At 77.7% G+C, this 15092-nt stretch carries 13 protein-coding genes; 3 read left to right on the forward strand and 10 right to left on the reverse strand.

Going from position 1 to position 15092, the window contains the following annotated elements:
- Window positions 1-89: 89 nt before the first annotated feature.
- Together EDC03_RS01350 and EDC03_RS01355 are read right to left on the reverse strand one after the other, a co-directional pair.
- Window positions 90-1586 carry an NCS2 family permease gene (locus EDC03_RS01350; protein ID WP_123378397.1) on the reverse strand — a complete coding sequence of 499 codons (1497 nt, stop codon included), beginning with the start codon at window positions 1584-1586 and terminating at the stop codon, window positions 90-92.
- Between the two features lie 131 nt (window positions 1587-1717).
- Window positions 1718-2185, reverse strand: coding sequence for a LysM peptidoglycan-binding domain-containing protein (locus EDC03_RS01355; RefSeq protein WP_123378398.1), 468 nt, complete (start codon window positions 2183-2185; stop codon window positions 1718-1720).
- 484 nt (window positions 2186-2669) lie between these two features.
- Here EDC03_RS01355 and lexA point away from each other — a divergent pair, with 484 nt between their 5' ends.
- Window positions 2670-3389 (forward strand): transcriptional repressor LexA, encoded by a 720-nt coding sequence (lexA, locus tag EDC03_RS01360; RefSeq protein ID WP_123378747.1) that lies wholly within the window; start codon window positions 2670-2672, stop codon window positions 3387-3389.
- 28 nt (window positions 3390-3417) lie between these two features.
- Here lexA and EDC03_RS01365 read toward each other — a convergent pair whose 3' ends face one another.
- From EDC03_RS01365 to hflX, 4 genes are all read right to left on the reverse strand, one after another.
- Window positions 3418-4086, reverse strand: a complete 669-nt coding sequence (locus EDC03_RS01365; protein WP_123378748.1) for a UdgX family uracil-DNA binding protein — start codon at window positions 4084-4086, stop codon at window positions 3418-3420.
- A 206-nt stretch (window positions 4087-4292) separates the two neighbouring features.
- Complete coding sequence (locus tag EDC03_RS01370; protein WP_123378399.1) at window positions 4293-5336, reverse strand: aminotransferase class V-fold PLP-dependent enzyme; 1044 nt, start codon at window positions 5334-5336, stop codon at window positions 4293-4295.
- Window positions 5337-5419: 83 nt separating this feature from the next.
- The gene (locus tag EDC03_RS01375) at window positions 5420-7495 is read right to left on the reverse strand and encodes an ATP-dependent DNA helicase (RefSeq protein ID WP_277872053.1); all 2076 of its coding nucleotides are present in this window, start codon (window positions 7493-7495) and stop codon (window positions 5420-5422) included.
- Between the two features lie 109 nt (window positions 7496-7604).
- The gene (gene hflX / locus EDC03_RS01380; RefSeq protein ID WP_123378400.1) at window positions 7605-9161 is read right to left on the reverse strand and encodes a GTPase HflX; all 1557 of its coding nucleotides are present in this window, start codon (window positions 9159-9161) and stop codon (window positions 7605-7607) included.
- A 180-nt stretch (window positions 9162-9341) separates the two neighbouring features.
- Here hflX and EDC03_RS01385 point away from each other — a divergent pair, with 180 nt between their 5' ends.
- A complete protein-coding gene (locus EDC03_RS01385; protein ID WP_123378401.1) occupies window positions 9342-9974 on the forward strand; it encodes a class I SAM-dependent methyltransferase in 633 nt (210 codons plus the stop codon).
- A 27-nt stretch (window positions 9975-10001) separates the two neighbouring features.
- Here EDC03_RS01385 and EDC03_RS01390 read toward each other — a convergent pair whose 3' ends face one another.
- The 3 genes from EDC03_RS01390 to miaA all read right to left on the reverse strand — a co-directional run bounded on the left by EDC03_RS01390 (window position 10002) and on the right by miaA (window position 12417).
- Complete coding sequence (locus tag EDC03_RS01390) at window positions 10002-10286, reverse strand: hypothetical protein (protein WP_123378402.1); 285 nt, start codon at window positions 10284-10286, stop codon at window positions 10002-10004.
- Window positions 10287-10460: 174 nt separating this feature from the next.
- Window positions 10461-11426 (reverse strand): diaminopimelate epimerase, encoded by a 966-nt coding sequence (gene dapF / locus EDC03_RS01395; protein ID WP_123378750.1) that lies wholly within the window; start codon window positions 11424-11426, stop codon window positions 10461-10463.
- Between the two features lie 10 nt (window positions 11427-11436).
- Window positions 11437-12417, reverse strand: a complete 981-nt coding sequence (gene miaA, locus EDC03_RS01400) for a tRNA (adenosine(37)-N6)-dimethylallyltransferase MiaA (protein ID WP_241966961.1) — start codon at window positions 12415-12417, stop codon at window positions 11437-11439.
- Window positions 12418-12494: 77 nt separating this feature from the next.
- On the opposite strand from miaA, the gene EDC03_RS01405 reads away from it, so the two are divergent.
- Window positions 12495-13259, forward strand: a complete 765-nt coding sequence (locus EDC03_RS01405) for a sulfite exporter TauE/SafE family protein (RefSeq protein ID WP_123378751.1) — start codon at window positions 12495-12497, stop codon at window positions 13257-13259.
- Window positions 13260-13274: 15 nt separating this feature from the next.
- Here the strand turns inward: EDC03_RS01405 and miaB are convergent, their stop codons facing one another.
- A complete protein-coding gene (miaB, locus tag EDC03_RS01410) occupies window positions 13275-14870 on the reverse strand; it encodes a tRNA (N6-isopentenyl adenosine(37)-C2)-methylthiotransferase MiaB (protein ID WP_123378404.1) in 1596 nt (531 codons plus the stop codon).
- Between the last annotated feature and the right edge of the window lie 222 nt (window positions 14871-15092).

Below are 15092 nucleotides of genomic sequence, written 5' to 3' on the forward strand. Positions count from 1 at the left end.
GCCGACGACCCGTCGACGCTAGGTCGCCGCGCGCCCCCGTCGCAAGCGAGCCCGGCCGGGGACGCCCGCCCGGGCGCCCCGGCCGACGGTCAGGCCAGCAGGTCCTGGATCGGGCCGATGGTGAAGTAGACGGCGAAGACGGCGGCCACCACCCACATGAGCGGGTGGACGTCGCGAACCCGGCCGCGGACCGCCGCGAGCAGGACGTAGGCGAGGAAGCCGGCCCCGATGCCCACGGTGATCGAGTAGGCGAACGGCATGAGGACGACGGCGAGGAAGGCGGGCAGCCCGACGCCGATGTCGTCCCAGTCGATGCCCTTGACCTGGCGCATCATGAGGAAGCCGACGACGACGAGCGCCGGGCTGGCCGCCTCGTAGGGCACGAGGGTCACGAGCGGCGCCGCCACGACGGCGACGAGGAAGGCCGCGCCGGTGACGACGCTGGCGAGGCCCGTGCGGGCGCCGTCGCCGACGCCGGCCGCGGACTCCACGAAGCTCGTGGCGCTGGAGGCGCTGGCGGCACCGCCCGCCACCGCGGCCAGGGAGTCGACGAGGAGGATGCGCTGGCTGCCGACGGGGTTGCCCTCGTCGTCGAGGAGGTCGGCCTCGTGGCCGACGGCGACCATCGTCCCCATCGTGTCGAAGAAGTCGGCGACGACGAGGGAGAAGACGACGAGCACGGCCGTGACCGCGCCGGCGGCGGCGACGCCGCCGACGAGGCTGAACTGCCCGAGCAGCGAGAGGTCCGGCAGGGCGAGCCACTGCTCGGGCACCTGGGGCACGGACAGGCCGAAGCCGGTGGGTCGCAGGACGTCGCCGTCGACGCGCGGACCGACGTCGAACAGCGCCTGGACGACCACGGCCAGGGCGGTGGCGACGAGGATGCCGACGAGGAGCGCCCCGCGGACGGCACGCGCCATGAGCACGACCGTGACGACGAGCCCGACGACGAAGACGACTGTGGGCCAGCCGCGCAGCGAGCCGCCGATGCCCAGCTCGAGCGGCACGGCGGCCCCGGCCGGCGTGCGCACGATGCCCGCGTTGACGAGGCCCACGAGCGTGAGGAACAGGCCGATGCCGACGCTGATGGCGGTCTTGAGCGGTCCTGGCACGGCGCGCAGCACGGCCTTGCGGAAGCCGGTGAGGACGAGCACGAGGATGACGAGGCCCTCGAGGACGACGAGCCCCATGGCCGCGGGCCACGTCATGCCCGGCAGCCCGACGATGCCGTAGGCCACGAAGGCGTTGAGCCCGAGACCGGCAGCCAGGCCGAGCGGGAAGCGGCCGACGACACCCATGGTGATCGTCAGGACGCCCGCGACGAGGGCCGTCACCGCGGCCACCGCGGGCAGGTTCGGCGCGTCGCCGCCGCCGAGGTAGGCGCCGGTCGAGTCGGGCACCGTCCCGATGATGAGCGGGTTGAGGACGACGATGTAGGCCATCGCCACGAAGGTGACGAGCCCGCCGCGCACCTCCCGGGCGGTGGTGGAGCCACGGGCCGTGATGGAGAAGTACCGGTCGAGCGCGCCCACGGGGGCCTCGCCGTCGCGGCGGACGTCGTCCGCGGGCTTCCGGGTGCTGCTCATGCGTCCTCCGCGGGACGGGCCGCGGCCGCGGCGTCGCCGCGGCCGGCGACGGTGCTGGCGCTGGGCGCGGACACCTTGCCAGAGGCACCGGCCGCCCGGGTGCACCCGCCCGCGGTCCGGGACGCGGCGCCTCAGACGGCGGGGACGACGAGCGTCTGCCCGACCTGGAGCGCGGACGTGCTGAGGCCGTTGAGCTGCTCGAGGTGGAGGACGACGTCGCGGACGTCCTCGCCCGGCGCGGCCACGCCCTCGGCCACCGACCAGAGGGTTTCCCCCGGCAGCACGACGTGCTCGGCGGCCGGCGTGGCCGGCACGGCCGCTGCGACGGCGGGTGCGGCCGGGGCCGCGGGCGTCGACGGGCTCCCGGCGGCGAGCACGGCGGTCGGCGCGCCGAGGAGCGCGACGGCCACCGCCGTCGTGACGGCGAGCCGGCCGCGCCGCGTCACGTGCACGGGGCCGACCGCCGGGGCGGCGGCCCGACGACGGGCGGGGGTGCGCCGCGGGGGCGCGGCGACGGGCGGCGGCACGAGGGCCAGGTGCCGGCGCCGCGCCGGGCGGGCGGCGGGGACGAAGGACGGCTGCAGGGCCAGTGCGGACATGAGGACCTCCGGGTGGACCGCGCGGCCTCGCGGCCGGCGGACGTGCGGGTCGAGGGGGTCGCGCCCCGGCGCCTGCCCGGCGTCGAACGCGTATTCGATCGAACGTCTGTGCGATGTGTACCAGCGGGCGGGGCGGGCGTCCAGCGGCGCCCGCACCGACGCCCCGTCCGGACCGGGCGGGGCCGGGCCGACCGGGCCCCCGGTGCACGTCCCGTAGTCGACCAGCGACCACCGACAACGGGTCCCGCCGCAGGTCAGCGGTCCACCGGCGGCGCCGGACACCCCCCGCGGCGCCCCTGACGACACGCCGCGACACGCTCGAACAGGTGTTTGATCTCGACCTCCCGCGTCCCTACGCTCGCGGCACGGCCGGCGTCGGGGACGCCGGCGCACGACGACCGCAGGAGGCTCCGTGGCACGGCGCAGGGACGACGAGGGCACGTCGGCGGGCACGGACGGCACGTCCGAGGGCACCGTGGTGGAGATGCCGGACACGCCGGCGGCGGCCGGCACCGGGCTCACCGAGCGGCAGCGCCGGGTGCTCGAGTGCATCAGCGAGGCGGTCGAGCGGCGCGGCTACCCGCCGAGCATGCGCGAGATCGGCGAGGCCGTCGGGCTCACGAGCCCGTCGAGCGTGGCGCACCAGCTGAGCACGCTGGAGCGCAAGGGCTTCCTGCGCCGCGACCCGCGGCGCCCCCGCGCCATCGAGGTCGTCGTCCCGGACGAGCAGCCCGCGGGCGGCGCGTCGGTGCACCGGCTGCGGCCCGCGCGCCCCGAGGCCCCGGCCGACGTCCCGGCCGACGACACCGGCGCCGGCGACGAGCGCCCCGCCGCCGCCTACGTGCCCGTGGTCGGGCGCATCGCGGCCGGCGGCCCGATCCTCGCCGAGCAGGCCGTCGAGGACGTCTTCCCGCTCCCCCGCCAGCTCGTCGGCGGCGGGCAGCTCTTCCTGCTCAAGGTGGTCGGCGACTCCATGGTCGAGGCGGCCATCTGCGACGGGGACTGGGTCGTCGTCCGGCAGCAGCCCGTCGCCGAGAACGGCGAGGTGGTGGCCGCCATGATCGACGGCGAGGCCACGGTCAAGGTCTTCCAGCGCCGTGACGGCCACGTCCGGCTGCTCCCGCGCAACGCCGCCTACAGCCCCATCGACGGCGACGAGGCCACCGTGCTGGGACGCGTCGTCGCCGTCCTGCGGAGCGTCTGAGCCGTGCCGCGGCGCCGGTGCCCCTCCCTCAGCGGGGCCCGAGCGCCGCGGCCGCCACGCGCAGGTCGGCCACGAGCCCGTCCCGTGCCGCGTCCCGCTGCTCCGGCGGCGTCCGCAGCACGGCCGAGGGGTGCAGCGTCGCCACGAAGCGCTTGGTGCCCCTGGAGGTCTCCCGCTCGATGACGTGGCCGCGCTCCTTGGTCACCCGGAACGACGGGCCGAGGAGCGCCCGGCCGGCGGTCGCGCCGAGGACGACGACGACCTCCGGGTCCACCGCCGCCAGCTCCGCGGCCAGCCAGGGGCGGCACGCCGTGACGTGCGCCGCCTCCGGCGTCGCGTGGATGCGCCGGTTGCCGGGCGCCTGCTGCGTGAAGCGGAAGTGCTTGACGGCGTTCGTCACGTAGACGTCCTCCCGGGCGATGCCCGCCTCCTCGACGGCGGCCTGCAGGAGGCGGCCCGCCGGGCCGACGAAGGGCACGCCGCGGCGGTCCTCCTGGTCCCCCGGCTGCTCGCCGACGAGCGCCAGCCGCCCGCCCGTCGCCCCGGCCGAGAAGACGACCTGCGTCGCCGGCTCCCAGAGCTCGCAGCCGCGGCACCCGGTCGCGGCCTCGCGGAGCGTCGCGACGTCGCGGTGCCCCGGCTCCGGCAGCCACTGCTCCGCGCCCGGCCGCTCCGGCTTCTCCGCTCCACCCGCCATGCCCGGCACGCTAGGTCGCCCCCCGGCGCACCGCGCGTCGTCGCGCGCGAGGACGCCGCCGCACCGCGAACGGGCGCCTGTTCGCGTCCGGGGACGCCGCCTCAGCACGAACAGGCGCCTCTTCGCGCCCCGGGACGCCACCTCACCACGAACAGGCGCCCGTTCGCGTCCGGGGACGCCGCTCCACCACGAGCAGGCGGAAGCGGTCAGCGCAGGGCGCCCAGCACCCGCTCGACGTCGGAGTCGTCGTTCCACAGGTGGAAGGCGAGGCGGACGGCGCCCGCCCGGGCCACGGCCGTGACCCCCGCGGCGGCGAGGCGCTCGAGGGCGTGGCCGTCGGCGTCCGGGACGGCGACGACGGCGCGCCCCGCGGGCGGCAGGTCGAGCCCGGCGAGGACGGCGTCGGCCAGGCGGGCGTCGTGGTCGCGGACCTCGGCGACGTCGAGCCCGTCGTACAGCTCGAGCGCCGGGACGGCCCCCGCCCACGGCAGCCACGCGGGCGAGACGTCGAAGCGCCGCGCGTCCTGCGCGAGCGCCATGCCGGGCCCGTACACCGAGCCCCAGACGTCCTCGCCGGCGTACCAGCCGGCCGCCACCGGCAGCAGACGCTCCTGCCACGACGGCGCGACGGTCGTGAAGCAGACGCCGCGCGGCGCGCCGAGCCACTTGTAGGCGGCGGTCACGGTGAGGTCGTGGAGCCCGGCGTCGACGGGCCACCAGCCCGCGGCCTGCGTGAGGTCGCACAGCGTCGCCGCGCCGACCCTGGCCGCCGCGGCGCGGACCGCGTCGTCGTCGGCCACGGCGCCGTCGGAGGACTGCACGAGGCTGTAGGCGACGAGGTCGCAGCCCTCGGCGACGGCGTCGGCCAGGCCCGCCAGCGGCACCTGCCGCACGACGAGCCCGCGCCGCTCGGCGTGGACGAGGAAGGGGAAGACGACGGAGGTGAAGTCGCCCTCGGGGACGACGACCCGGGCGCCGTCGGGCAGCGAGGCCGCGACGGCGCCCACGGCCACCGACGCCTGCGAGCCCACGGCCACGCGGTCCGCGGGGACGCCGACGAGCCGGGCGAAGAGCTCCCGTGCCCGGCCGACGACGGCGTCGTAGCCCGGCGCCGTGGCCCGGCCGGCCGCCCACTCGTCGAGGGCCGCCACCATCGCCGTGCGGACGGCTCGGCTCGGCAGGCCCAGCGTCGCCGCGTTGCAGTAGCCGGGGACGTGCTCGAAGGCGGCGCGGGCGCGGGCGAGGTCCATGCCCCGATGCTCCCCCACGTCGCGGTCTCCCCCGTCCACGCCGGGAGGGGCGACCGCCGCCGGGCCGCGGGAGGCCTCGCCGCCTACGCCGTCTCGTCCTCCGCCGTACGCGCGGCGGCGTCCAGCCGGCGGAGCGCGGCGAGGACGACGTCCTTGTCGCTCGTCGCCCACAGCGGCGGGAGGCTCGCGCGCAGGAAGCCGCCGTACCGCGCGGTCGCCAGCCGCGGGTCGAGGACGGCGACGACGCCGCGGTCCCCCGTCGACCGGACGAGCCGCCCCGCGCCCTGGGCGAGCCGCAGCGCCGCGTGCTGCGCCGACACGGCGAGGAAGCCGTTGCCGCCGCCGCGGGAGACCGCCTCGGCGCGGGCCGACAGCAGGGGGTCGTCGGGACGGGGGAAGGGGATGCGGTCGATCGTCACGAGCTGGCAGGACGGCCCCGGCACGTCCACCCCCTGCCACAGCGACAGCGTGCCGACGAGGACGCTCGACGGGTCCGCGGCGAACTCGCGCACGAGCGTGGGGGTCACGTCGTCGCCCTGGCAGAGGACGGGGACGTCGAGCCGCTCGCGCAGCACCTCGGCCGCCGCCTCCGCGGCCCGGCGCGACGAGAAGAGCCCCAGCGTGCGGCCGCCCGCGGCCCGCACCAGCTCGGTCACCTCGTCGAGGACCGGTGACCCGGCGCCCTCGCGCCCCGGGGCGGGCAGGTGGCGCGCGAGGTAGAGGATCCCCTGGCGGGGGTAGTCGAAGGGGCTGCCGACGTCGAGCTGCTCCCACGCCGGGCCGCCCGCGGAGGGCGGGGACTGCAGCCCCACCGACTGCGCCGCCCCCGTGAACGAGCCGCCCGTCGTCAACGTCGCGGACGTGAGGACGACCGTCCGCTCGGCGAAGAGGGCCTCGCGCAGGAGCCCCGACACCGACAGCGGCGCGACGTGGAGGACCCGCCGTGCCGCGGACGGCACGGAGGACAGGTCGGACACGGACAGCCACAGCACGTCGCGCTCCGAGCCGCCGGCCATCCGCTCCGCGACCTCGTGGACCTCGCCGACGGCGGCGCGGGCCATCGTGAGGGCCCCCTGCTGCGCGTCGGTCGGCCGCTCCCCCGGCTGCGGCTTGATCTGCCCGGTGAGCTCGCGGGCGGCGTCGCGGACCGACAGCACCGCGAGGTGGACCAGCTCGGGCAGCCCGCGCGGGAAGCGCCCCTCGGCCGCGTCGACGAGCGCGACGCCGAGGTCGTCCGCCGCGGCCTCGAGGCGACCGGTGTCGCTGCCCGCCTGCCGCGCCCGGCTCGCCGCGGCGGACACGGAGGCGGGGCTCAGCTGGGCCGAGACGGCGGAGGTGACGCGGTCGGCCAGCTCGTGCGCCTCGTCGACGACGAGCGCGTCGTGCTCGGGGAGGATCTGGCGGCCCTCGACGGAGTCGACGGCGAGCAGGGCGTGGTTGGTGACGACGACGTCCACCTCGCGCGCCCGCTCGCGCGCGCCCTCGCTGAAGCAGTCCTCCGCCTGCGGGCAGCGGGTGGCGCCGAGGCACTCGCGGGCGCCGACGGACACCTGGCGCCACGCGGCCTCGCTGACGCCGGGGACGAGGTCGTCCCGGTCCCCCGTGGCCGTGGTCCCGGCCCACTCGCGCAGGCGGACGACCTCCTTGCCGAGCCGGGACCCGGCGCCGCCGCCCCCGCCGACGGTCCGGCCGGGCAGCGGCGCGGGCGCGTCGAAGAGGGCGGGCTCCTCCGGGAAGCCGCCCTCGAGCTTGTGCAGGCAGAGGTGGTTGGCGCGCCCCTTGACCACCTGCCACGTGAGCTTGCGGCCGAGGAGCGGCTCCAGGGCGTCGGCGAGCCGGGGGAGGTCCCGGGCGGCCACCTGGTTCTGCAGCGCGAGGGTGGCCGTCGAGACGACGACCGGCCCCTTCCCCGCCACGGCACGGCGCGCGAGCGGTACGAGGTAGGCCAGCGACTTGCCGGTGCCCGTGCCCGCCTGGACGAGGAGGTGCTCGCGGGTCGCGAGGGCGGCGTCGACGGCCCGGGCCATGACGTGCTGGCCGTCGCGCCGGGACCCGCCCAGCGTGGCGACCGCCGCGGACAGCAGCGCGTCGACGTCGGGGGCCTCGGCGCCGCCGGACGCCCCCCTCGGGCCGGCGGTGCTGCGGGGCGTGCTCGTCACCCCCCGAGGGTAGGCGCCCCGTCGGGGCGCCCCGGGCCGCGTCCACAGGCCCCGACGACGGCAACGGCCCCGCACCCGGGGGTGCGGGGCCGCGGCCGGGGCGGACGGCTCAGACGGCCGTGCGCGCGCCCTCGAGCTGGGCCGCGAGGTGCTCGCCGACACGGGCGCGCAGCCGCGTGCCCTCGGCGGTGTGCTCCTCCTCGAGGACCTCCCCGTCCACGTGGACCCGGGAGACGAGGTCGCCCCGCGTGTAGGGGACGACGACGTCGACGTCGACCTGCGGGCGCGGCAGCCGCTCGGCGACGATCTCCCGCAGCTCCTCGAGCCCCTCGCCCGTGCGCGCCGAGACGACGACGGCCCCGGGCAGCCGCGAGCGCAGCCGCGCCACGGTCTCCGGCGTCGCGAGGTCGGCCTTGTTGAGGACGACGAGCTCCGGCACGTCGAGGGCGCCGACGTCGGCGAGGACCTCGCGGACCGCGGCGACCTGGCCCTCGGGGTCGACGTCCGAGGCGTCGACGACGTGGAGCACGAGGTCGGCGCCCTGCACCTCCTCCAGCGTCGAGCGGAACGCCTCGACGAGCTGGGTGGGCAGGTGCCGGACGAAGCCGACCGTGTCCGCGAGGACCATCTCCCGGCCGTCCGGCGTGCGCGAGCGCCGCACCGTCGGGTCGAGCGTGGCGAAGAGCGCGTCCTCGACGAGCACGCCCGCCCCGGTGAGGCGGTTGAGCAGGCTCGACTTGCCGGCGTTCGTGTAGCCGGCGATGGCCACCGACGGCACGCCGCCGGCGGTCCGCCGCGAGCGCTTGGTCTCCCGGGCGGGCGCCATCTCCTTGATCTGGCGGCGCAGCCGCGCCATCCGGGTGCGGATGCGGCGCCGGTCGAGCTCGATCTTCGTCTCGCCGGGGCCTCGGGAGCCGATGCCGGCACCGGCGGCCACGCGGCCACCGGCCTGGCGGGACATCGACTCGCCCCAGCCGCGCAGGCGCGGCAGCAGGTACTCGAGCTGGGCCAGCTCGACCTGCGCCTTGCCCTCCTTGGACTTCGCGTGCTGGGCGAAGATGTCGAGGATCAGGGCGGTCCGGTCGATGACCTTGACGCCGACGATGTCCTCGAGGCCGCGGCGCTGGGACGGCGACAGCTCGCCGTCGCAGACGACCGTGTCGGCGCCCGTGGTGGCCACGACCTCCTTGAGGTCTGCCGCCTTGCCGGAGCCGAGGAAGGTCGCCGGGTCCGGCGTCGGACGGCGCTGGAGGACGCCGTCGAGCACCGCGGAGCCCGCCGTCTCGGCGAGGGCGGCCAGCTCGCGCAGGGAGGCCTCGGCCTCCTCGACGCTCGCCGAGGTCCACAGGCCGGCGAGGACGACGCGCTCCAGGCGCAGCTGCCGGTACTCGACCTCGGTGACGTCGCGCAGCTCGGAGGAGTGGCTCCCGAGGCCGCCGACGCGGCGCAGCGCCTGCCGCTCGGCGAGGTCGAGCTGGTCGCCGTCCCAGTCGAGGTCGGCGGGCCCGGCGTCGCCGTGGCGGGCGAGGATGCGGGTGACGGCGTCGGCACGGTCGGCACGGGGCGCGGCGGGAGCAGCGGTGCTCCCGCGGCCGACGACGTCGTCGGGGGTCGCGGGCGCGGCGACGTCGGTGGTGGTCACGACGGTCTGGGTGGCGGGCGTCATGGTCTCCTGCGGTGTCGGTGCGGGCGGTGCGCGCCGGGCGGGGTGGCCCGGTCGGTGCCCACTGTCCCTGCCAACGGCCGCGGGCGCGAGGATGTTTCCCCGGCCCGGCCCGCCGGGGCGCCGTCCGCCGCGGCCGAGGGAGCACCGGGCGCGCCGCCGGCTCCCGGTAGCGTCCCCGCCGTGGACGAGAGCGCCGGCGAGCACTACTTCAGCGGACGCCTGGCGGACCGGCCCGCGTCGGACGCCGAGCGGGAGCTCGTCGAGGTCCGCCTGCGCGGCCGCGAGGTCGAGGTCGAGACGGCCCCCGGCGTCTTCAGCGGCGGGCGGATCGACCTCGGCACGCGGGTCCTCCTGCGGGAGGCGCCCGTGCCGCCCGCCTCGGGCGACCTCCTCGACCTCGGGTGCGGCTGGGGGGCCCTCGCGCTGGCGATGGCCGCCGACGCCCCCGGCGCGACGGTCTGGGCCGTCGACGTCAGCGCCCGCGCGCGCGACCTCACGCGGCGCAACGCCGAGCGCCTGGGCCTCCCGGGCGTGCGGGCCGTCGCCCCCGAGGAGGTGCCGGACGACGTCGTCCTCGCGGGCCTGTGGTCGAACCCGCCCATCCGGGTCGGCAAGGAGGCGCTCCACGGCCTGCTGCGGACGTGGCTGCCGCGGCTCGCCCCGGGCGCGGACGCGCACCTCGTCGTCCAGCGCAACCTCGGCGCGGACTCGCTGCAGGCGTGGGTGCAGACCTCGCTGGGCGAGGTCGTGCGGGTCGAGCGGGCCGGCAGCGCCAAGGGGTACCGGGTGCTGCGGGCCACGCGGCTCGGCTGAGGCCGGCCGCCCGGGGGTCGGCGCCGGTCAGCGCCGGCCGGAGTCCCGGCGACGGCGCGACATCTCCAGCACGTGCAGGAGGGCCTCCCGGCGGGCCGCGCGGTCGCCGCCCGGGGCGTCCACGTCCTCCCGGGGCGCGGGCACCTCCGCGGTGACGGTGCGCATGAGACGGCGGCGGGCGGCGACGGTGCTCGGGGGTGCGGTGGCCGCGGGCCGGTGCCCGAGCTCGGCCGCCAGCCGTCCCACCTCGACCGCGTGGCGTCGCCGCGTCACGGCCCCCCGGCCGTCGACCTCCTGCGTGCCGTCCCCCATGACCGCCCCCTGCGTGTCCGTGCCCGGCGCCGGGGTCCTCGCCCGGCGTCGCGAGCGCCCAGTGCAGCACCTCGGGGTCACGATCCGTGGCACTGAGTCATCACGATCCGGTCACCGGCGCGTCGTCCCATCCCTCGGACATCGCCGCGGGGCCCGCCCCGGCGACGCCGTGGCCTACGCGAGGACGACGTCCGCGACGACGACGGCCGGCCCGGCCAGCTCGACCCGGCCCCCGGGCAGCGCCGTCACGCGCAGCGCCCCGCCCGGCACGGCGACCCGCCAGACGTCGGGCGAGTCGGCGCCCGCCCACAGCCGGACGGCGAGCGCGGCCGCGCAGGCGCCCGTGCCGCACGAGCGCGTCTCCCCCACCCCACGCTCGCTGACGCGCATGAGCAGGGCGCCGACGCCCGGCGCGGGCGCGTCGAGGGGGACGACGAGCTCGACGTTCGTGCCGCCGGCCGGGGCGGGTGCCACCTCCGGCGCGAGCAGCAGGTCCGCGCCCTCGAGCTCCTCGCGGCTCGTCAGGGCGACGACGACGTGCGGGTTGCCGAGGTCGAACGACAGGCCGGGCCGGGGGACGCCGTCGAGGCCGCGCACGGCCACGGTGGCGTCGAAGCCGTCGGCGACGGCCGCGTCCCCGCCGGGCACCGACCACGGACCCATGTCGACGGCGAACCAGCCCGGGCGTCCGTCGTCGTCGGGCGCGGCGGCGACGCGCTTGACGCCGGACCGGGTGCCCACGGCGAGGGTGCGGCCGTCCGCCAGCTCCTCCGGCGCGACGAGGCCCTCGCGCAGGAGGTGGGCGACGAGGACGCGGACGCCGTTGCCGCACATCTCCGCGGCCGAGCCGTCGGCGTTGCGGTAGTCCATGAACCAGGTCGCCGACGGGTCCTCCGCGAGCGCCGCGGCGCCCTCGGCCAGGGCGTCGCTGCGGACGGCCCGGATGAGCCCGTCGCCGCCCACGCCCGCGCGGCGGTCGCACAGCGCCGCCACGGCGGCGGCGTCGAGGTCGAGGCGGCCGTGCTCGTCCGTGACGAGGACGAAGTCGTTCTCGGTGCCGTGCCCCTTGGCCACCCGCAGGCCCCGCAGGGGCGCCCCGGGCGCCGTCGGGCCGGGCTGCTCCGCCACCGCGCTCGTCATGGCGGGGAGGCTACGCACCCGCGAGCGAGGTCGCGACGACGTCGAGGGCCGCCGCCGCGAGGTCCGGCAGCCCGTCGTCCGCCGACGCGTCGAGCCACGTGATGCGCGGGTCGCGGTGGAACCAGGACTCCTGGCGCCGGACGTAGCGGCGCGTGGCCGCCGTCGTCGCCGCGAGCGCCTCGTCGAGGGTGCAGCGCCCGTCGAGGTGGTCGAGCACCTGCGCGTAGCCGAGGGCGCGGGACGCCGTCCGCCCCTCGCGCAGGCCCGCGCCGGCGAGGCGCCGGACCTCGTCGACGAGGCCCTCGTCGGCCATCCGCCGCACGCGCGCCTCGACCCGCGCGTCGAGGACGGGCCGCGGCACCCGCAGCCCCACCTGCACGACGGGCGCCAGCGCGCCGCGGTCGGTGTAGGTCGGCAGCGTGGCGCTGAAGGGGCGGCCGTCCACCTCGGTCGCCTCGAGCGCGCGGACGACGCGGCGCACGTTGGCGGCGGGGATGCGGCCCGCCGAGGCGGGGTCGACCCGGGCCAGGACGGCGTGGAGCGCAGCCGGCCCCTCGGCCTCGGCGTACGCCTCCCACCGCGCCCGGACGACAGGGTCGGTGCCCGGGAACTCGAGCGCGTCGACGACGGCGCGGACGTACAGCCCGCTGCCGCCCACGAGCACCGGCACCCGGCCCCGGGCGCGGACGGCGGCGACGTCGGCCCGGGCGGCCTCCTGGTAGGCGGCGACGCTCGCGTCCGCGCGCACGTCGAGCACGTCGACCTGGTGGTGCGGCACGCCGCGGCGCTCCGCCACCGGCAGCTTCGCGGTGCCCACGTCCATGCCGCGGTAGAGCTGGGAGGCGTCGGCCCCCACGACCTCGCCGTCGAGCGCGAGCGCGAGCGCGACGCCGAGGTCGGACTTCCCCGACGCCGTCGGGCCCACGACGACGACGAGCGGCGGCCGCCCCCCGCGGCCCGGCGGCACGGGCGGGGAGGGGGGGCTGCTCACGGCGCCGAGGGTCCCACGCCGCGCACCGGGTCCCGCGCGCGTCGGACCGCCGCCGGCGCGGTGGTTGGATCGCCGTGATGAGCGCGCTCGAGGTCGGCCTCCTGCTGCTCGCCGGCGTCGGCGCTGGGCTCGTGGGCTCCGTCGTCGGGCTCGCCTCGCTCGTCTCCTACCCGGCGCTGCTGGCGGCGGGCCTGCCGCCCGTCGTCGCCAACGCCACGAACACCGTGGCGCTCGTCGCGTCCGGGATCGGCTCGGCGGCCAGCAGCCGGCCCGAGCTGGCCGGGCAGCGGGCGCGGCTGGTCCGCCTGACGCCGCTGTTCCTCGTCGGCGGGCTCACGGGCGCCGTGCTCCTCGTGACGACGCCGGCCGAGGCGTTCGAGCGGGTCGTGCCCTTCCTCGTCGGCGGGGCGTCGGTGCTCATGGTCGCCCAGCCGTGGCTCAAGCGGCTGGCGCGCCGGCCGGCGGCCCCCGACGACACGAAGGAGTCCTGGCTCGCGCTCCTGGGGCTCTTCCTCGTGGCCGTCTACGGCGGCTACTTCGGCGCCGCCGCCGGGGTGCTCATCACCGTGCTGCTCGGCTTCGTCCTCGACGCGAGCGTCCAGCGCCTCGTCGCGCTGAAGAACATCCTGCTCATGGTGAGCAACATCGCGGCCGCGGCACTCTTCGTCGTCCTCGGGCTCGCCGACCTGCTCGTGGCCCTGCCGCTCGCGGCCGGGGTGCTCCTCGGGGGCTGGCTCGGCCCGATCGTCGCGCGGCGGCTGCCGCAGACGGTCCTGCGGCTCGTCATCGGCGTGGCCGGCGTGGGCCTCGCCGTCGAGCTGTGGCGGCAGGCGACCGGCTGAGCGCGCGCAGGCCCCTCAACGACGGCGGGTCGGGAGACCCAGCGCGACCGGCACGGGGCCGCGCGCGGCCGCGCCCGCCGGGGCCGGGACGCCGCACGACGCCGCCTCGCGGCGGTCCCACGCGTCGCCCGCCGTCGTCCGGCGGAGCCGGTGGACCCAGCCGCCCTCGGCGACCACCTGCGGGCCCGTGCCCACCGACGGGTCGGCGACGAGGTGGTGCGGCGCGGCGTAGGTGACCCGTGTCGTCACCATGTCGCCCGGCCGCGGCGTCTCGGCGTCCTCGGGCAGCGAGAAGTGGACGAGGCGGTTGTCGGGGGCGCGCCCGGACAGGCGGGCGGTGGCGCCGTCCTTGCGACCCTCCCCCACGGAGACCATGACCTCGACCTCGCGGCCGACGACCCGCTGGTTCTCCTCCCAGCTGATGCGCTCCTGCAGCGCGACGAGCCGCTCGAAGCGCTCCTGGACGACGGCCTTGGGCACCTGGTCGTCCATCGTCGCGGCCGGCGTCCCGGGGCGGGGCGAGTACTGGAACGTGAAGGCCTGCGCGAAGCGCGACGCCTCGACGACCTCGAGCGTCCGCGCGAAGTCCTCCTCGGTCTCGCCGGGGAAGCCCACGATGAGGTCGGTGGAGATGGCCGCCTCGGGCATGGCCGCGCGGACGCGGTCGAGGATGCCGAGGAAGCGGGCGCTGCGGTACGAGCGGCGCATGGCCCGCAGGACGCGGTCCGACCCCGCCTGCAGCGGCATGTGCAGCTGCGGCATGACGTTCGGCGTCTCGGCCATGGCGGCGATGACGTCGTCGGTGAAGGACGCCGGGTGCGGGCTCGTGAACCGGACCCGCTCGAGCCCGTCGATCCCGCCGCAGGCCCGCAGCAGCTTGGCGAAGGCGCCGCGGTCGCCCAGCTCGATGCCGTAGGTGTTGACGTTCTGGCCCAGCAGCGTGACCTCGACGGCGCCGTCGGCCACGAGCGCCCGCACCTCGGCGAGGACGTCGCCCGGCCGGCGGTCCTTCTCGGTCCCGCGCAGCGCCGGGACGATGCAGAAGGTGCACGTGTTGGTGCAGCCGACGCTGATGGAGACCCAGCCGGAGGCCGCCGAGTCGCGCTTCGTCGGCAGCGTGGAGGGGAAGACGTCGAGCGACTCGAGGATCTCCACCTCGGCGCGCCGGTTGTGCCGCGAGCGGTCGAGCAGGGCCGGCAGGGAGCCGATGTTGTGGGTGCCGAAGACGACGTCGACCCACGGCGCCCTGTCGACGATCGTCGAGCGGTCCTTCTGCGCGAGGCAGCCGCCGACGGCGATCTGCATCCCGGGGCGGGAGGCCTTGACCGGCGCGAGCCGGCCGAGGTTGCCGTAGAGCTTGTTGTCCGCGTTCTCGCGGACGGCGCACGTGTTGAAGACGACGACGTCGGCCGTCTCGGGGTCCGCGCCCGCCGCCAGCGGCGCGTAGCCCGCCGCCTCGAGCGAGCCCTGCAGCCGCTCCGAGTCGTGGACGTTCATCTGGCAGCCGAAGGTGCGGACGGCGTAGGTCCGCCCCTCGCCGCCACCCGGCAGCGGGCTGTCGGCGGGAGCGGCCTGGAGGGTGGCCTCGGGGGCGTCGGCGGTCGTCGTCATGGCCGCACCAGGGTACGGCGGCGCGGCGGCGGGCCCGGCGCGCCAGGGCCCGCCGGTGGACGACGGCCCCCGCGGCGACGGGACACCGAGCGGCGCAGCGCTGATCACGATGGCGTCACGACGCCACGACGTGTCCCACGACTCCCCCGTCCGCCCGCCCCGCCCCGTTATGTTGCGCCGCGTGAGCAGCGACGAGGGCGGCGCAGCAGGCCGGCAGCACGG

Origin of the sequence: Pseudokineococcus lusitanus (assembly GCF_003751265.1) — a bacterium.
Taxonomy (GTDB): Bacteria; Actinomycetota; Actinomycetes; order Actinomycetales; family Quadrisphaeraceae; genus Pseudokineococcus; species Pseudokineococcus lusitanus.

What these genes read in the sequence shown, in the direction of transcription:
- EDC03_RS01350 (WP_123378397.1), bottom strand. Translation starts at nt 1,586, where the DNA reads ATGAGCAGCACCCGGAAGCCCGCGGACGACGTCCGCCGCGACGGCGAG.
- hflX (WP_123378400.1), bottom strand. Translation starts at nt 9,161, where the DNA reads ATGACGCCCGCCACCCAGACCGTCGTGACCACCACCGACGTCGCCGCG.
- EDC03_RS01405 (WP_123378751.1), top strand. Translation starts at nt 12,495, where the DNA reads ATGAGCGCGCTCGAGGTCGGCCTCCTGCTGCTCGCCGGCGTCGGCGCT.
- EDC03_RS01390 (WP_123378402.1), bottom strand. Translation starts at nt 10,286, where the DNA reads ATGGGGGACGGCACGCAGGAGGTCGACGGCCGGGGGGCCGTGACGCGG.
- lexA (WP_123378747.1), top strand. Translation starts at nt 2,670, where the DNA reads ATGCCGGACACGCCGGCGGCGGCCGGCACCGGGCTCACCGAGCGGCAG.
- EDC03_RS01365 (WP_123378748.1), bottom strand. Translation starts at nt 4,086, where the DNA reads ATGGCGGGTGGAGCGGAGAAGCCGGAGCGGCCGGGCGCGGAGCAGTGG.
- EDC03_RS01370 (WP_123378399.1), bottom strand. Translation starts at nt 5,336, where the DNA reads ATGGACCTCGCCCGCGCCCGCGCCGCCTTCGAGCACGTCCCCGGCTAC.
- miaB (WP_123378404.1), bottom strand. Translation starts at nt 14,870, where the DNA reads ATGACGACGACCGCCGACGCCCCCGAGGCCACCCTCCAGGCCGCTCCC.
- dapF (WP_123378750.1), bottom strand. Translation starts at nt 11,426, where the DNA reads ATGACGAGCGCGGTGGCGGAGCAGCCCGGCCCGACGGCGCCCGGGGCG.
- EDC03_RS01355 (WP_123378398.1), bottom strand. Translation starts at nt 2,185, where the DNA reads ATGTCCGCACTGGCCCTGCAGCCGTCCTTCGTCCCCGCCGCCCGCCCG.